Source organism: Amycolatopsis sp. w19, from assembly GCF_051373225.1.
In the GTDB taxonomy this organism is placed as follows: Bacteria; Actinomycetota; Actinomycetes; order Mycobacteriales; family Pseudonocardiaceae; genus Amycolatopsis; species Amycolatopsis japonica.
The window spans coordinates 197,748-212,945 of record NZ_JBPQFM010000005.1; the positions used below are offsets into that span (position 1 = coordinate 197,748).

Sequence of the window (15,198 nt, forward strand, 5' to 3'; positions counted from 1 at the left end):
AGTTCGCGATGCCAACTACCGCATCCAGAGGACGAAACGCGAGGGTGGGAGCGGGTCCGGGGTCGGCCTTAGATCGGCAGCTTCCGGAAGATCGGCCGGGGGATGTGCCGCAGCGCCGACATGACCAGCCGGAACGGCGCGGGCGACCACACCAGTTCCTTACCGGCGCGCGAGGCGGCGACGGCGGTCTCGGCGACCTGCTCGACGTCCACCGTCAGCGGGGCGTCCTTGAGGCCTTCGGTCATCTTGGTCCGGACCTGGCCGGACCGGACGACGGTGATCTGCACGCCGAACTCCGCCAGCGCCTCGCCGAGGCCCAGGTAGAAGCCGTCGAAACCGGCCTTGGAGGAGCCGTAGACGAAGTTCGACCGGCGGACCCGCTCACCGGCGACCGAGGACAGCGCGATGACCTTGCCGTGTCCCTGCGTCTTGAGCTTGTTCGACAGCGCGACCCCGACGGACACCGCGGACGTGTAGTTCACGGTCGCCGCCTCGACGGCCTTCGCGTGGTCCTGCCACAGCTCTTCCTGGTCGCCGAGCAGGCCGAACGCCACGACGGTGACGTCGATGTCGCCACCCTCGAAGGCCTTGTCCAGCACGGCGGGGTGGGTGTCCAGTGCCTTCGCGTCGAAGTCCACGGTGGACACTTCGGCGCCCTTGTCCTTCAGGCGCTGCGCGGCCGCGTCGAGCCGCGGCGACTGGCGTCCGGCCAGCACGACCCGGAGGGGCTTCTCGGCCAGGTACTTCTCCGCGATCGCGAGCGCGATGTCGGAGGTGCCGCCGAGCAGCAGCAGGGACTGGGGGTTGCCCACAGCGTCGATCACAGTTCCAACCTTCGGGACATGTCAGAGGCGAAAACGCCTTCGGGGTCAACGGAAGCGCGGACCTTGCGCCATTCCTCGAGCCGCGGGTACATCTTCGCGAAGTTCTCCGCGGAGGTGCGCGAGTCCTTCGCCGTGTACAAGCGGCCGCCGAGCGCGAGCACGTCGTCGTCGAGTGCCTGGCAGAACCGGCTCAGCCCGTCCTTGATCGGGAAGTCGAGGCAGACCATCCAGCCGGGGTGCGGGAACGACAGCGGCGCCGCGTTGCCCTCGCCCATCTGCTTGAACACGTTGAGGAACGACACGTGCCCGGAATCCGCGACCTTCTGGATGATCCGGCGCAGCGGCTCGTGCGCGTTCAGCGGCGTGCTGAACTGGTACTGCAGGAAACCCTTGGAGCCGTACGCCCGGTTCCACTCGCCGAACAGGTCGAGCGGGTGGTAGAAGGCGGTCAGGCTCTGAATCTGGTCGCGCGCGTTCTTCGCGGTCTTGCGGTAGTACAGCTCGCCGATCGCGGAGAACGACAGCTTGTTCGCCAGCCCGTTCGGGAACACGTCCGGCAGGGTCGCCAGGGTGCCCGGGTTGAACTTGAGCGGGTCGGCCCGCAGCTTGGGCGGCAGCTCGTCCAGCTTCGCGAGCGAGCCGCGCTGGAAGGCGGCGCGGCCGAGCTTCGCGCCCCTGGAGATCGAGTCGAACCAGCCCGAGGAGTACGTGTAGTTGTCCTCGGAACCGTCGGTGACCAGCGCCAGCGTCTCGTCGAGGTTCGCGGTGCGCTGGATGTCGGCCTTGAAGTAGGCCGTCTCCGTCTTCGTCATCCGGATCTTGGCGCGGACGACGATGCCGGTCAGGCCGATGCCGGCCACGGTCGCCCAGAACAGCTCCGCGTCGGGGCCGTCCGGCGTGATCGTGCGCACCTGCCCGTCGGCGGTGACCAGGTCCATCGACACCACGTGGTTGCCGAAGCTGCCCGCCGAGTGGTGGTTCTTGCCGTGGATGTCGTTGGCGATCGCCCCGCCGATGGTCACCTGGCGCGTGCCCGGCAGCACCGGGACCCACAGGCCGTACGGGAGGCCCTCGCGCATCAGCTTGTCGAGGCTGACCCCGGCGTCGAGGTCGACGATGCCCGAATCCGGGTCGATCGAGTGGATGCGGTCCAGCGCGGTCATGTCCACGACCAGGCCGCCCGCGTTCTGCGCCGGGTCGCCGTAGGAGCGGCCGAGACCACGCGCGATGACCCCGCGTTCCCCGGCCCGCGTCACCGCGCGGGCGATGGCTTCCACGTCGGGGGTGCTCAGGACGTTCGCGATACTCGGCGACGTCCTTGCCCAGCCCATGAGCGACTGCCGCTGTGTCTTGGGTGCTTGGGTCACGCCGACCAGGGTAACCACGCCGAACACTGCCCGGAACGTGACCCTGAAGTGCTCGCTTCTACACTTTGCGCATCAGCCCCAGCAGTTTATGAGGTAGAGCAGTGGTGGCGACCGACCCGAAAGCCGGCGTGACGGCAGCAGCGCCGTCCTCCCCTGGGCTGCTCGGGCAGCTCATCCGCTTCGGCCTCATCGGCGGTTTCTGCGCCCTGGTCGATTTCGGCGTCTACCAGGGGCTTCGTGCCCTCGGAATGGACGTGACGCCGTGGGTGGACATCGCCCGCGCGCTCAGCTTCATCGTGGGCACCACCACCGCCTTCTTCCTGAACCGCAAGTTCACCTTCGCCGGTGGACGTCAGGAGGGCGCGCGTCAGATCGGTGGCTTCGTGCTCTTGTACGCCGTGACGTTCCTCGTGGCCGTCGGCGTCAACCGCACGATGCTGCACGTCCTGCCGGAGTCGGCCTGGAAGGCCACCTTCGGCTGGGTCGTCTCGCAGGCAACCGCGACCGTGATCAACTTCGTCATGCTCAAGTGGGTCGTCTTCCGTGAGCCCCGCGCCACCGCCACCAGCACAGAGGAGAACTGAGGATTCATGCCCGGTAAAGCCGCCGTCACCGGAGAGGCCCCGAGCGCCATGGTGAGCACTGTCGACGACACCCGCTTCGCGGAACGCACCCCGCAGGGCCGTCTCACCGCGCAGCGCGGGCTCTACGCCGGCCCGGCCCCCATCGTCAGCAAGGACCTCTACGCCGAACTCGAATGGGGTACCGCCGTGCGCGAGCGCGGGGGCATCTCCATCGAGCCCGCGTCGAAGGTGTCCGGCAACACGTACTTCGGCCGGTTCCCCGCCAGCTACTGGCAGCGCTGGACCGACGTGACCGAGGTCCAGGTCGAGGCCGTCGTCACCGGTGACGGCCAGCTGTCCGTCGGCGCCTCCGACATCGAGGGCGACTCGCGAGTCGTCGCCGCCGAGGTCGTCGCGGGTGCGAAGCAGCAGAAGATGACACTCACCGCGAAGCTCGACAAGTTCTACGACGGCGGCGCGCTCTGGCTCGACATCGAGACCGAGGGCGGCCAGTCGCTGCGTGTCGAGAAGGTCCGCTGGACGGTCGAAGCGCCGGAGAAGATCCGCCCGACCGCGGTGACCATCTGCACGATGAACCGCGCCGACGACTGCCTGTCGAACCTGCAGGCGCTCGCCGCCGACGTCTCCTCGCTGGAGACGCTCGACGCGATCTACGTCGCCGACCAGGGCACCGACCTCGTCGAATCGCGCGACGGCTTCGAGCAGGTCGCCAAGGACCTCGGCGACAAGCTGCACTACATCAAGCAGCCGAACCTCGGCGGTGCCGGCGGGTTCACCCGCGGCCTCTACGAGGTCGCCGGGCACACCGAGACCGAGCACGCGAACGTCCTGTTCATGGACGACGACGTGCTGCTGGAGCCGGATCTGGTGATCCGGATGACCGCGTTCTCCAACCGCACGGTCAACCCGGTCATCGTCGGCGGGCAGATGCTGAACCTGCTGCACCCGAACCAGCTGCACGTCGGCGCCGAGTACGCCCGGCTGAACACGCTGGAGCCCGGCCAGCCTGTGCCGCACTCGCTCTCGACCGCCGACCTGCTCGGCGTCGACGAGGAGACCCTCAAGCCGAACCGCCAGGAACGCCGCCTCGACGCCGGGTACAACGGCTGGTGGTCGTGCCTGATCCCGTACGAGGTCGTCAAGGCCACGGGCTACCCGCTGCCGTTCTTCTTCCAGTGGGACGACGCGGAGTACAGCTACCGCGCCCGCGCGCACGGCTTCCCCACGGTCACCCTTCCGGGCGCCGGCGTCTGGCACGCCGACTTCCACTGGAAGGACTGGGACGAGTGGCACCGCTACTTCAACCTGCGGAACTCGATCATCACCGCCGCGCTGCACTCGCCGTTCAACCTGAACCTGCTCTCGCGCGTGCTCATCGCGCAGCTGGTCCGGTACCTGCTCGGCATGCAGTACGGCCTGTCCGCCACGCTGATCAAGGCCGTCGAGGACTTCCTCGAGGGACCGGAGGTCCTGCGTGACGGCGGCGTCGCCGCGATGAAGGAGATCCGCCGGATCCGCGACGAGTACCCCGAGACCAAACGGCACAAGGCCACCGACGTCCCGGGTATCGCGTCGAACGACATCGGCATCATCAACAGCGCGCCGCGGCCCAGCATGCAGCGCCTGGTGCTGATCAAGCGGATCCTCGACCGGGTGCTCGGCCGCAGCCGCCACTCGCTCGGCGCGATCCCGATCGACGAGGCCCACTGGTGGCACGTCGCGACCTTCGACACCGCCGTCGTCACCGACGCTTCGCAGGAAGGCGTGCGAGTCCGCTCGTACGACCGCGCGAAGATGTTCGACCTGGCGCGCCGGGGCGCGAAGGTGATCCAGCGGCTCCGCAAGGAAGGCGCGGCGGTGCAGGAGCAGTACAAGCGCTCCATGCCCGAGCTGACCTCGCGGGACAACTGGAAGCGGCTTTACGAGCTGTAAGCGCGCTTCGCGTCACTCGCGTGCTAGGAAAGGCTCTTTCCTTGCAAATTTTGCAAGGAAAGAGCCTTTCCTTGCGTTCGGGGACGGGCGACAAGAGGTCAAGTAAGGGTAGCCTTACCGTATGACGGATCTGGTCACCCGCGCCCAAGCCCTCGCCGATGATCTCCTCTTCCCCGCGGCCACCGAAGTCGACCTCAAGGGCGAAGTGCCCTCAAGCCACTTCGACGCTCTCGCCGCCGAAGGCTTCTACGGTCTCGCGGCGCCCAAGGAAGCCGGCGGTCCGGGCGCCGACCTCCCGACGATCGTCCAGGTCCTGGAGACACTGGCGGGCGGCTGCCTCAGCACGATGTTCACCTGGATCCAGCACCACGGCCTGGTCGCGGCGCTCACGACGGCCGGCAACGCGGAACTGCGCGACCGCTATCTCCCGCGGCTGGTCAGCGGGGAACTCAAGGCGGGCGCCGCGTTCGCCGCGGTGATCCCGACCCCGCCCAGGTTGCGCGCGGAACGCGTCGAGGGCGGCTACCTGCTCGACGGCGAGGCCCCGTTCGTCAGCGGCTGGGGCGTCATCGACCTGCTCCAGCTCTGCGCCCGCGACGGCGACACCGTCGTGAGCGCGATCATCGACCCGGTGGCGGGGGAGCGGCTGGAGGCCCGGCCGCTCGACCTCGTCGCGGCGCAGGGCACGGCCACCGTGCACCTCGTCTTCACCCGCTACTTCCTGCCCGAGGACCGCGTCTACGGGAAGATCCCGCACGCCGATTTCGTCGCGGGCAACACTTTCGCCTCCCGGCTCAACGGCTGCGCGCCCCTCGGCCTCGCCGCCCGCGCCGCGCGGCTCATCGAGGAACTCGGGAAGGCCGACGTCGCCGCCGGGATCCGGGCCGAGATCGACGCCGCCCGGCTGCGGCTCGACGCGGCACTCGCCGATCCGCCGTCGCTGCCCGCGGCCAGGGCGGCGGGCGCGGAGCTCGCCTTCCGGGCCGCGGGCGTGCTGGTCGCGGCCAACGGCAGCACGTCGGTACTCGCCGGACGACACCCCCAGCGGCTCGTCCGGGAAGCCACCTTCCTGCTGGTCGCCGCCAGCCGTCCGGAGATCAAATCGGGACTGCTGGAGCTTTTCTCCCGGAACTAGTGGAGCCCGAACACTCTCGTCTTGCGGTTCAGATCGTCGATGTAGGCGGCGGCGACGTGGGAGAAGTTGATCGCCACCTCGGAGTCGTCCCTCGTCTGGATCGTCTGCACCGAACCGGTGCGGACGAAATGCGAGAGATCCTTGGTCAGCCGTTCGGTTTCTTCCGTCGTGAGCGCGAAGAGCAGCGGCTCCCCGCCGGTGGCGAGATGGAGGACGAGCGCGGGTTTCTGGTCTGCCATGGATCCATGGCACCAGCCGTGATCACGGCCGGGCAAGCGGGTTCGCTGCGGGCGTATCGGGCGCGTGGACTACGTTCATCCCGACGGACAAGACACCCGCGGGGGGAAATGGCGATGCCGCATTCGTTCTCGTTGTCGCTGGCGGCGGTGGACATCCTGCTCGAACACGGCCGGTTCGGGCCGGCGCCCGTCCCGTTCGAGATCCCGCACATCGGCACGACGACCGATCAGCGCGCGATGGTGCGCGAGGCCGTCTTCCGCGACCTCGAAGGCCGCGGCCTGATGCGCGGCGGCAGGCTCGACGCCGACGTCGAACTCGCGATCGCGACCTTCGCCGACCCGCAGCTCGCCGTCTGGGCGGTCGCGCAGATGGACAAGGACAAGCAGCTGCTCGCGAGGGCGGCGACGAACGGGCAGTTCGCGGTCGTCGTGCGCCAGGACGAGAACCTGCTCGTGTTCGAGGAGACCAGGCCGACCGCGATCGTCGCGTCGATCGTCGACCTGCTGCCGCTCACCCCGGCCGGCCCCGGTCAGTCGGTCACCATCGCGAAGCCGGCGAGCGCGCCGAAGCGCCCTCGAAACGACGACACGTACGACCCCTTCGCCAAGGTCAGCGGGCCGCGGTCGCACGGGTCGAACCCGCAGCTGCGGCACGTGGAGCGGATCTTCGAGAAGCCGAAGACGCGAGTGGGCCAGTTCAGCGTGTTCATCCGCGGTGGCCAGGTCTTCCCGCCGCTGGCGTGGTTCGACACCGAAGCGGGCCGCTTCATGATGACTTCGCGCCAGGCGGCCGACGGGCAAAGCTGGCTGACCTACGCTCCCGCCGACAACGCGAGGATCGCTCAGCAGCTGTATGCCCAGCTCGAAGGGCAGTTCTGAACCACGGGGAACCGGGGTGACGCCCGATTCGTCACAGTCACGGAGATCTTCGGCGATCGGTGAATCACCGTCGCGCTGAGTGCCCGGCTAGTAGACTGCCGGGCGATACGCACGGGCGAGCAGACGAGGCAGTGGGGCGGGCGATGGCTTTCGAAGCGGACGGCGGACAGGCGGCACCGGACTTCTCGATCGGCGCGGCCATGGGCGCGGCAGCCGGTTACGTGGCGGCGGGCGGCCTGAACGCGGCCGCGATCGCCAAGGTGAGCGCGGAGACCCAGAAGCTGGTCTCGGCCGCCAAGAGCGGCGGCTTCAAGATCACCTCCGAAGGCGTCAAGCCGCTGCTCAAAGCGGTGCGCGACATGACGCGAGAGCTCAACAGGCTGGAAAGCAAGACGGTCTACCTTTCTGAAGCACCGCAGCTCGGAGACCACCCGTACGGCAGGGCCGTCGCGGCACACGACCAGAAGGGCGCCGCCCAGTCGGCCAATTCGGCGAGTGCGGTGATCGGTCAGTTCCGACAGGTGGTCCTGGATACCGAAGAAGCGCTGTTGCGCGCCTCGGGCCAGTACGAGAAGAAGGAACACGAAACGGTCGAGGCGCTCGACCGGCTCAAGAACTGAGGCGGAATGAAGAAGCTGCTCCTCGTACCGCTGACCGCGGCCGCGTTCGTGCTCGCGGCCTGTTCCACCGAAAAGCCGGGCACCCCCTCCGCGGCGCCGTCGTCACCCGCGCAAGGCGGTGAGTCCACCGCCCCGACGACGGCCACCGGTGGTGCCGACTCCGCGTCGATCGATCCGTGTTCGCTCCTCGGCGCCGCCGATCTCGCGTCGTTCGGCACTTTCGAGCCACCCGTCCCCGGGAACGTGGGCGGTGCCCGCGTCTGCGAGTTCACCAAGGACTCCCAGACGGCGGCCGACAGCGTCACCCTCAGCGTCGGGGTTCGAGACAAGCAGGGTGTCGACAGTGTCGTCGACGGCGGGAACGGCAAGACCACCGGCAACGTCAACGGACGCAAGGCCGTGCTCGCCCCGAAACCACCCGGCAGCTGTCTGATGGCGCTCGAAATCAGCGCTTCGGCGCGGGCCGACGTCGTGGTCGTCAGCACGGATCCGGAGAAGTCGTGCGGGATGGCGGAAAAGATCGCCGACATCGTCGAACCGAAACTTCCGAAGGGCTAGGGGGACCAGGATGACCACCAACAAGGCTCAGATGACCGAGCAGGAGTACGTCGCCGGTCTCTCGCCCCAAGCCCGGGACCAGTACTACCGGGACAAGGCGAGCGGCGAGGGCGACGACGGGCCGTTCGGCATCTTCCAGCGGTTGATCGCCCAGGGCAGGGCTCAGCAGCAGTCCGAAGACGTCGGCGACAAGACCGTCGACGAGCTGACCAAGAACAAGGACGTCAAGTACGTCGAGGGGCTCGAGCCGCCGAACGGCGACTACCTCGGCTACGACCACGAGAAGCTCGAACAGTTCGTCAACAGCAACCTGAACGTCGAGCAGGTCTCCGAGGTCTCGACCGCGTACCACGAGATCCACAAGGCCTTCGACACCTTCTCGAGGACGATGGACCAGGCCGTCACCGCTTCGCAGGGCACCTGGGAAGGTGACGCGGCGGGCAACGCGCAGGGCTACTTCAAGAGCCTCAGCAAATGGTCCGAGGCGAACTCCCAGAACGCCAAGCTCGCCTCCGAGACGATCTACGACCAGGGCACCGCGGCCTCCACCGTGAAGAACACGATGCCCAAGCCGATCCCCTTCAGCTGGAAGGAAGAGGTCGGGGGGTGGATGACGTCGAACCCGTTCAACATGGGCGAGAACATCGACAAGTCCATCCAGAAGCAGAAGGACAGCCAGGAGGCCCACACCCAGGCGGCCTCCGCCATGAACAGCTACGACAAGTCCTTGTACGAGGCCGCGTCGAAGCAGCCGGTGTTCGCCGAGCCGCCGAAGTTCGGCGAAGGCGGCGGAGGCGGTATCGACGATCCGGGCAAGCCGCAGCCGTACCAGGTGCCGCCCGGTTCGAACACGCCCGGCTCCAACAACCCCGGCAACACCTACATCCCGCCCGGCAGCGGTGGCGGGGGTAGCGGCGGTGGTGGAGGCGGTGGCGGCGGCTACGGCTCCAACCTGCCCGGTCCGGGCAGCACCACGGGATCCGGCAGCCTTCCGTCGGGTACGACGCCGTCCGGCTTCCAGAACGGGCCGGCGCCGATCACCACGCCCGGCCCCAACAACAACACCGCGATGCCGATCAGCCCCATGCCGATGGCGCCGCCCATGATGGGTGGCGGCATGGGCGACTCGGACTACAACAGCCGAACCGGCCGCGGTGGCGGCGGAAGCGGGTTCGGCCCCGGCAGCGGCGGCGGTTCCACGCCCGGTTCGGGTTCCGCGTCCGGCGCGGCCCGCCCGGGTGGTATCGGTGCCGCCGAAGCGGCCGCCGGCCGCGGTATGGGCGGTCTCGGCGGTGGCGCGGCCGGTCGCGGCGGACCGGGGATGGGCGGCGGCATGGGTGGCCGCGGCCAGCAGTCGGACGGGGACGAGGACACCGAGCACCAGCGTCCGACGTACCTCGTCGAGGGCGACCCCGACGAGGTCTTCGGGACCGACATGCGCACCGCGCCGCCGGTCATCGGCGAGTAGACGCACGGAAAGGGCCCCTCGCGCGAGCGAGGGGCCCTTTTTCTCGTGGATCTCAGTAGCGGTAGAACTTCTCCTTGCGACCCTGGCGGACCAGCTTGAGCCACTGCAGGAAGGCCTTCGGGTCCCGCTTCACACCGACGAAGTACAGGCCGAACCGCACCACTTCGAGCGCGCCGATCTTGCGCATACCCGGCTGGGACAGCAGGTATCCACGGTTTCGGTAGGTGTAGTAGCGCTTGACCTCGTTCTCCGGATCCTGCGCGTGGAACCGGCCGCCCAGCATCGGCTTGAACTCGTCCGAGCCGTCCGGGTGCAGGTACGCGGTCTTGAGCGAGGTGCCGAACGGCAGCCCGGAACGCACCAGGCGCCGGTGCAGTTCGACCTCGTCACCGCGGAAGAACAGCCGCAGATCCGGCACGCCGACGACGTCCAAAGTGGACGCGCGGAACAACGCGCCGTTCATCAGCGAGGCGATCCCCGGCAGGAAGTCGACGCCCAGTTCCGACGACGAGCGCTTCCAGGTCAGCCCGCGCCGCAACGGGAACGCGAGTTTGTCCGGAGCGTCGATGTTGGACACCACCGGGGAGATCTCGGCCAGGTCCCGCTTCTCGGCCTCCTCCAGCAGGATCGCGAGGACGTTCTCGTCGGCGGGGCGGCCGTCGTCGTCGGCCAGCCAGATCCAGTCCGCGCCAAGGGAAAGCGCGTGCAGCATGCCGAGCGCGAACCCGCCCGCACCGCCGAGGTTGCGGTGCGAAGGCAGGTACGTGAAGGGAAGCGGGTAGTCCTCGACGATGTCCCGCGCCGACTTGTCCGGCCCGTTGTCGACCACGACGAGGTGGTCGACCGGCCGGGTCTGCGCGGCGATCACCTTGAGCGAGTCCGCGAGCAGTTCCCGTCGATGGCGCGTGACGACCACGCCGACGACGGCGCCTTCGGGTAACTGCCGGGTCTCGCTGGTCATCCTTGGCCGCCGTTCGTCGTCGCCACCGGCTCGGGTTCGATACCGAACCGCTCCAGCGTCTCCTGGCTCATGTTCTCGAACGGGTCGCGCCCCTTGTAGCCGGTGAGCACGTCGCGCAGCGAACCGCGCTGCTTGACGTGCCCCTCGTCCATCCAGATGGCGGAGTCGCAGAGCTCGAAGAGGAACTCGTCCGAGTGGCTGGCGAACACCAGGATCCCCGAGCGCTTCACGAGGTCCTTGAGCCGGTCCTTCGCCTTGTTGAGGAACGCCGCGTCGACCGCGCCGATACCCTCGTCGAGGATCAGGATCTCCGGGTCGATCGAGGTGACCACGCCCAGCGCCAGGCGCACCCGCATACCGGTCGAGTACGTCCGCAGCGGCATCTGCAGGTAGTCGCCGAGTTCGGTGAACTCCGCGATGTCGTCGACCCGGGCTTCCATCTGCTTCGCGGTCATCCCGAGGAACAGGCCGCGGATGATGATGTTCTCCATCCCGGAGATCTCCGGGTCCATGCCGATGCCGAGGTCGAAGACCGGGGCGATCTTGCCGGTGATCCGCGCCGAACCACGGGTGGGTTCGTAGATGCCGGACAGCAGCCGCAGCAGCGTCGACTTCCCGGCGCCGTTGTGGCCGACGAGGCCGACCCGGTCGCCTTCGCGGAGCTGAAGGCTCACGTCGTGCAGGGCTTCGATGATCGGCACCTTGCTCTCGGTGCCGATCTTGCCGCCGACCTTGCCCAGCACCTTCTTCTTCATGGAGCGGGTCTTCGCGTCGAAAATGGGGAAGTCGACGTAGGCGTTGTGCACATCAATGCTGACCATCTGTCACACCCAATAAGAGACGCGGGAACGGTAATTGCGCATCGCGACCAGGGCGAGGCCCCAGCCGACGACGGTGATGCCGAGCACCACGAACCAGCTGTTGATGCTGACCGCCTGGCCGATGAGCGGCGCGCGGACGATCTGGATGAAGTGGAAGAGCGGGTTGGCGTAGACGAACGGCAGGGCACCCGAAATGCCGTCGCGGGCCCCACCCGCCATCAGCTGGTCGATCGGCCAGACGATCGGCGTCATGTAGAAGAGCAGCTGGATGAGCGAGTTGATCACCTGCGGGATGTCGCGGTACCGGGTCGAGATGATGCCCAGCAGCAGGGTGACCCAGCCGGCGTTCAGCGCGAGCACCAGAATGCCGGGAATCGCGCTCAGCGAGTACCAGCCGAGCCCGGGGTGGCACAGGACCTGGCCGACGCACTCGCCGCTCATCGCATACGGCTGGTCCAGGCTGGTGAAGAAGATCGCGACCACGATCACGTAGACGATCAGGTTGTGCGCCAGCATCAGCGTCTGGCGCCAGACCGTCCGCAGCACGTACACCGAAAGCGGCGCCGGGAGCTGTTTGATCAGCCCCTCGTTGGAGATGAAGGTCTCCATGCCCTCGGACAGGCAGCCACTGATGAAGCCCCAGATGATGAAGCCGGTGCTGATGTAGGGAAGGAACGTCGCCGTCGGCAGGTTGAACAACTGTGAGTACAGAAGCCCCAGGCCGAGTGCGATGACGCCCTGGCTGATGGTGATCCAGAACGGGCCGATCACCGAGCGGCGGTAGCGCTGCTTGATGTCCTGCCAGCCGAGGTGTCCCCACAGCTCTTTGGCGGCGAAACCGGTCTTGATGTCGGCGAACGCGCGCGAAAAGGTCTTGCTGTCCGAAATCGGCGGAACCGAGGTCGGAGCAGCACCGTCGGCGGCGTGAACCGTGCTGGTGGCATGCACGGGAACGAGGGTACCGATGGGGCCGATGATGCCTGGGGCGCCCCGTCCCGACCACGGAACGCTACCGTCGGATTCGCACCCGAACGCGGTGCGTGTGCTGGTACTTTCTGCCCTCATGACTGCTGCACTCGGCGACGCGAGCCTGATGGTCAATCTGCTCGCCGCATACGCCGACCGGCCGGAGCCCCGTTCGGTGGCCGTGGTCGGGAATCAGCCGCTTCCGCCGGACCCCCGGCGCGCGAAGGCCATCGACGCGTGTGACCTCGTGATCCGCGTCAACGGCTTCGTCGTCGACGAGCCGGGTGGCCCCGAAACGGTCGGCAGCCGGGTGCACGTCGTCGTGTTCAACCGCGCCGTCCGCGCCACCAAGCACGTCTTCCGTGACTACCGCAAACGGCTCTACCTGCTGGTCGAGCCGGGCCGGATGCACTGGGAGCCCGAAGACATCCCCGGCTGGTGGCCGGGTGACCTCGGTTACGTGCCGGTGCCGAACCGCGAGGTCGTCCTGCCGCTGTCCGACGCGCTCGGGCTGCCGAGCCGCGAAGAGGGCCTGTGGTCGACCACCGGGACGCTGGCCGCGTGGATCGCGCGCACGTCGTTCCCGCACGCCACGCTGGTCCTGTCCGGGTTCTCGTTCATCGACGACCCGGCCCAGACCCGCTGGGAGCACGCCGCGGGCGACTCCTGCATCGTCGGACCCGAGCACCGCATCGCCGCCGAAGGCAGGCTGCTGGACTCGTGGACGAAGACCGGCGAAACCGAACTCCTGCGCTGAACTCCCAGCCAGCCCATCCCGAGAAGGAACACCCCATGGCAGTGCAGAAACTCCGCAGCGGCGTGATCGGCCGGATCGCCCGGCTCATCGACTTCCGGATCGACGAGCGGCTTCGCGACCTCAACGGGCGCGTCAACGACCTCGAACACGCCACCGCGGACCACCGCCGACGGCTCGACGGCGCCGAGAGCGGCCTCGAGCACGCCCGCGGTGACTTGCGCTGGACCCGCGCCGAGCTGGACCGCCTGATCCCGAGCGTCGCGGCCCAGGAGGCCCAGCTGGAGGATCTGCGCGAGTCGCTGTCGCTGCCGGTGCACGCGGACAAGCCCGAGCTGGCCGAGGCGCGCAGCCTGATCCAGGAGATCCAGCGCCAGCACGCCCAGATCCGCGTCCGGCTCGCCGGGATCGCCCGGTACGAGGACCGGCTGCGCCGGATCGAAGACCGCCAGCGCGAAACCATCGAGCAGACGCAGTAATCCGTGCTGGCTCGCGAGGCCACGGAGGCCGACGCCGGATTGCTGCTCGCCTGGCGGAACGATCCTCGTACCCGGCAGGCGTCCCGTTCGACCGCGGTGATCACGCTCGACGAGCATTCCGCGTGGCTGCGTGGGGTGCTGGCGTCGCCGGACAGGGTGCTGTACGTCGTCGAACTCGACGGGATCCCGGTCGGCACCGTCCGGTTCGACCGCGAGGATGAAGGGGTCTGGGAGGTCAGCATCACCCTCGCGCCGGAAAGCCGGGGCCGCGGCTTGTCGGCTTCGGTTCTGGCGGAGGGCGAGCGGGCCTTCACCGCCGGTCATCGCGTGCGGGTGGTGACCGCGGCCGTGCACCGGGACAACGCGGCGTCGGCCGCGCTCTTCGACCGGGCCGGGTACGCCGAGACCGCGCCTGCCGTCGACGGTTTCCGGAAGCTGCGTAAGACTGTGTCCTGACCAGACCGTCGTCAGGGAGGCGTTTCGTCCATGTCAGCACAGGAAGTCCGGATCGGCGCGCACCGCATCGGGGCCGGGCATCCGCCGTTCGTCATCGCCGAAATGTCCGGTAACCACAACGGCGAGCTCGCCAGGGCGCTGGAGATCGTCGACGCGATCGCCGAAACCGGCGCGCAGGCGGTCAAACTGCAGACCTACCGGCCGGACACGATCACGATCGACGTCGACGCCCCCGCTTTCCGGGTGAGCGACTCGCATTCGCTGTGGGGCGGCGAGAACCTCTACAAGCTCTACGAGCGCGCCCACACGCCGTGGGAATGGCACGAGCCGCTGTTCGAACGCGCCCGCGCCCGCGGCCTGGAGATCTTCTCGAGCCCGTTCGACCCGACCGCCGTCGAACTGCTGGAGTCGCTGGACGCGCCCGCGTACAAGATCGCGTCGTCGGAGATCGTCGACCTGCCGCTGATCGAACTGTGCGCGAAAACCGGCAAGCCGCTGATCATCTCGACCGGGATGGCCAGCGTCGCCGAGATCGACGCGGCGGTCCGGACCGCGCGTGAGGTGGGCAACGACCGGCTGATCGTGCTCGGCTGCACCGCGAGCTACCCGGCGTCGCCGACCGAGAGCAACCTGCGCGGCCTGCCCGTCCTGGCGGGCGTGACCGGGACGCTCGTCGGCCTGTCCGACCACACACCCGGCATCGGCGCCCCGCTCGCGGCCGTCGCGCTCGGCGCCGTCGCCATCGAGAAGCACGTGACGCTGGCCAGGAGCGACGGCGGTGTCGACTCGGAGTTCTCCCTGGAGCCCGCCGAACTGGCCGCGCTGGTCACCGAATCGCACCGTGCGTGGGAGGCGCTGGGCGCCGCCGTGATCGGGCCGCGCGAGAGCGAGAAGGAAGGCCTGCGGCTGCGGCGTTCCCTGTACGTCGTCGAAGACGTGCGTGCCGGGGACACCGTGACGCGGGAGAACGTCCGCTCGATCCGGCCCGCCGGCGGGCTGGCCCCCGCCGAGATCGTGAACGTGCTCGGCCGCACCTTCTCGTCCGATGTCCCGAAGGGCACCGCGCTCACCTGGGGCCTGATCTAGCCTCGCGTGACCTGGTGGACGACACGTGTGATCCGACGGACGACACGCGTGTCGTCCGTCCAGTCACGC

The 15,198-nt window shown here is 68.4% G+C and carries 17 protein-coding genes; 11 read left to right on the forward strand and 6 right to left on the reverse strand.

Annotated elements, in window-relative coordinates:
• Nucleotides 1–68: 68 nt before the first annotated feature.
• On the reverse strand, nucleotides 69–824 hold the full coding sequence (locus ACSMFO_RS13710; RefSeq protein ID WP_436458895.1) for a decaprenylphospho-beta-D-erythro-pentofuranosid-2-ulose 2-reductase: 756 nt from the start codon (nucleotides 822–824) through the stop codon (nucleotides 69–71).
• A complete protein-coding gene (locus ACSMFO_RS13715; RefSeq protein WP_436458896.1) occupies nucleotides 821–2,191 on the reverse strand; it encodes an FAD-binding protein in 1,371 nt (456 codons plus the stop codon). Before ACSMFO_RS13715 ends, ACSMFO_RS13710 begins: the two co-directional genes overlap by 4 nt.
• Before the next feature lie 101 nt (nucleotides 2,192–2,292).
• Between ACSMFO_RS13715 and ACSMFO_RS13720 the strand changes: the two genes are divergently transcribed.
• The 3 genes from ACSMFO_RS13720 (at nucleotide 2,293) to ACSMFO_RS13730 (ending at nucleotide 5,842) form a co-directional block, all read left to right on the forward strand.
• Nucleotides 2,293–2,775 (forward strand): GtrA family protein, encoded by a 483-nt coding sequence (locus tag ACSMFO_RS13720; RefSeq protein ID WP_038507536.1) that lies wholly within the window; start codon nucleotides 2,293–2,295, stop codon nucleotides 2,773–2,775.
• Between the two features lie 6 nt (nucleotides 2,776–2,781).
• The gene (locus ACSMFO_RS13725; protein ID WP_436458897.1) at nucleotides 2,782–4,707 is read left to right on the forward strand and encodes a glycosyltransferase; all 1,926 of its coding nucleotides are present in this window, start codon (nucleotides 2,782–2,784) and stop codon (nucleotides 4,705–4,707) included.
• A gap of 121 nt (nucleotides 4,708–4,828) precedes the next feature.
• A complete protein-coding gene (locus ACSMFO_RS13730) occupies nucleotides 4,829–5,842 on the forward strand; it encodes an acyl-CoA dehydrogenase family protein (protein ID WP_436458898.1) in 1,014 nt (337 codons plus the stop codon).
• Here ACSMFO_RS13730 and ACSMFO_RS13735 read toward each other — a convergent pair.
• Entirely contained in the window at nucleotides 5,839–6,081 is a 243-nt protein-coding gene (locus ACSMFO_RS13735) for a hypothetical protein (protein WP_016330689.1), read from the reverse strand. The two genes, ACSMFO_RS13730 and ACSMFO_RS13735, sit on opposite strands and share 4 nt — an antisense overlap.
• Before the next feature lie 114 nt (nucleotides 6,082–6,195).
• Here ACSMFO_RS13735 and ACSMFO_RS13740 point away from each other — a divergent pair, with 114 nt between their 5' ends.
• The 4 genes from ACSMFO_RS13740 (at nucleotide 6,196) to ACSMFO_RS13755 (ending at nucleotide 9,606) form a co-directional block, all read left to right on the forward strand.
• Nucleotides 6,196–6,960, forward strand: coding sequence for an ESX secretion-associated protein EspG (locus ACSMFO_RS13740; RefSeq protein WP_038522168.1), 765 nt, complete (start codon nucleotides 6,196–6,198; stop codon nucleotides 6,958–6,960).
• Nucleotides 6,961–7,103: 143 nt separating this feature from the next.
• Complete coding sequence (locus ACSMFO_RS13745) at nucleotides 7,104–7,580, forward strand: hypothetical protein (protein ID WP_436458899.1); 477 nt, start codon at nucleotides 7,104–7,106, stop codon at nucleotides 7,578–7,580.
• Between the two features lie 6 nt (nucleotides 7,581–7,586).
• Nucleotides 7,587–8,138 (forward strand): DUF3558 domain-containing protein, encoded by a 552-nt coding sequence (locus tag ACSMFO_RS13750; protein WP_360125813.1) that lies wholly within the window; start codon nucleotides 7,587–7,589, stop codon nucleotides 8,136–8,138.
• A gap of 10 nt (nucleotides 8,139–8,148) precedes the next feature.
• Nucleotides 8,149–9,606, forward strand: coding sequence for a hypothetical protein (locus ACSMFO_RS13755; protein ID WP_073846056.1), 1,458 nt, complete (start codon nucleotides 8,149–8,151; stop codon nucleotides 9,604–9,606).
• Between the two features lie 52 nt (nucleotides 9,607–9,658).
• Here the strand turns inward: ACSMFO_RS13755 and glfT1 are convergent, their stop codons facing one another.
• The 3 genes from glfT1 to wzm are packed head-to-tail and all read right to left on the reverse strand — an operon-like array spanning nucleotide 9,659 to nucleotide 12,336.
• Complete coding sequence (gene glfT1 / locus ACSMFO_RS13760; RefSeq protein ID WP_038507551.1) at nucleotides 9,659–10,567, reverse strand: galactofuranosyltransferase GlfT1; 909 nt, start codon at nucleotides 10,565–10,567, stop codon at nucleotides 9,659–9,661.
• Nucleotides 10,564–11,388 (reverse strand): galactan export ABC transporter ATP-binding subunit Wzt/RfbE, encoded by an 825-nt coding sequence (gene wzt / locus ACSMFO_RS13765; RefSeq protein ID WP_073846057.1) that lies wholly within the window; start codon nucleotides 11,386–11,388, stop codon nucleotides 10,564–10,566. Before wzt ends, glfT1 begins: the two co-directional genes overlap by 4 nt.
• Nucleotides 11,389–11,391: 3 nt before the next feature.
• The gene (gene wzm, locus ACSMFO_RS13770) at nucleotides 11,392–12,336 is read right to left on the reverse strand and encodes a galactan export ABC transporter permease subunit Wzm/RfbD (protein ID WP_360125817.1); all 945 of its coding nucleotides are present in this window, start codon (nucleotides 12,334–12,336) and stop codon (nucleotides 11,392–11,394) included.
• 145 nt (nucleotides 12,337–12,481) lie between these two features.
• Here wzm and ACSMFO_RS13775 point away from each other — a divergent pair, with 145 nt between their 5' ends.
• From ACSMFO_RS13775 to pseI, 4 genes are read left to right on the forward strand one after another with little or no spacing between them, the layout of a single operon-like run.
• The gene (locus ACSMFO_RS13775) at nucleotides 12,482–13,111 is read left to right on the forward strand and encodes a hypothetical protein (RefSeq protein ID WP_436459020.1); all 630 of its coding nucleotides are present in this window, start codon (nucleotides 12,482–12,484) and stop codon (nucleotides 13,109–13,111) included.
• Between the two features lie 35 nt (nucleotides 13,112–13,146).
• On the forward strand, nucleotides 13,147–13,587 hold the full coding sequence (locus tag ACSMFO_RS13780) for a hypothetical protein (protein WP_038507561.1): 441 nt from the start codon (nucleotides 13,147–13,149) through the stop codon (nucleotides 13,585–13,587).
• A 3-nt stretch (nucleotides 13,588–13,590) separates the two neighbouring features.
• Entirely contained in the window at nucleotides 13,591–14,043 is a 453-nt protein-coding gene (locus tag ACSMFO_RS13785) for an N-acetyltransferase family protein (protein ID WP_436458900.1), read from the forward strand.
• Between the two features lie 30 nt (nucleotides 14,044–14,073).
• Nucleotides 14,074–15,129 (forward strand): pseudaminic acid synthase, encoded by a 1,056-nt coding sequence (gene pseI / locus ACSMFO_RS13790; RefSeq protein WP_436458901.1) that lies wholly within the window; start codon nucleotides 14,074–14,076, stop codon nucleotides 15,127–15,129.
• Nucleotides 15,130–15,198: the final 69 nt, after the last annotated feature.

What these genes read in the sequence shown, in the direction of transcription:
- ACSMFO_RS13725 (WP_436458897.1), top strand. Translation starts at nt 2,782, where the DNA reads ATGCCCGGTAAAGCCGCCGTCACCGGAGAGGCCCCGAGCGCCATGGTG.
- ACSMFO_RS13730 (WP_436458898.1), top strand. Translation starts at nt 4,829, where the DNA reads ATGACGGATCTGGTCACCCGCGCCCAAGCCCTCGCCGATGATCTCCTC.
- ACSMFO_RS13735 (WP_016330689.1), bottom strand. Translation starts at nt 6,081, where the DNA reads ATGGCAGACCAGAAACCCGCGCTCGTCCTCCATCTCGCCACCGGCGGG.
- ACSMFO_RS13740 (WP_038522168.1), top strand. Translation starts at nt 6,196, where the DNA reads ATGCCGCATTCGTTCTCGTTGTCGCTGGCGGCGGTGGACATCCTGCTC.
- ACSMFO_RS13745 (WP_436458899.1), top strand. Translation starts at nt 7,104, where the DNA reads ATGGCTTTCGAAGCGGACGGCGGACAGGCGGCACCGGACTTCTCGATC.
- ACSMFO_RS13750 (WP_360125813.1), top strand. Translation starts at nt 7,587, where the DNA reads ATGAAGAAGCTGCTCCTCGTACCGCTGACCGCGGCCGCGTTCGTGCTC.
- ACSMFO_RS13755 (WP_073846056.1), top strand. Translation starts at nt 8,149, where the DNA reads ATGACCACCAACAAGGCTCAGATGACCGAGCAGGAGTACGTCGCCGGT.
- glfT1 (WP_038507551.1), bottom strand. Translation starts at nt 10,567, where the DNA reads ATGACCAGCGAGACCCGGCAGTTACCCGAAGGCGCCGTCGTCGGCGTG.
- wzt (WP_073846057.1), bottom strand. Translation starts at nt 11,388, where the DNA reads ATGGTCAGCATTGATGTGCACAACGCCTACGTCGACTTCCCCATTTTC.
- ACSMFO_RS13775 (WP_436459020.1), top strand. Translation starts at nt 12,482, where the DNA reads ATGGTCAATCTGCTCGCCGCATACGCCGACCGGCCGGAGCCCCGTTCG.
- ACSMFO_RS13780 (WP_038507561.1), top strand. Translation starts at nt 13,147, where the DNA reads ATGGCAGTGCAGAAACTCCGCAGCGGCGTGATCGGCCGGATCGCCCGG.
- pseI (WP_436458901.1), top strand. Translation starts at nt 14,074, where the DNA reads ATGTCAGCACAGGAAGTCCGGATCGGCGCGCACCGCATCGGGGCCGGG.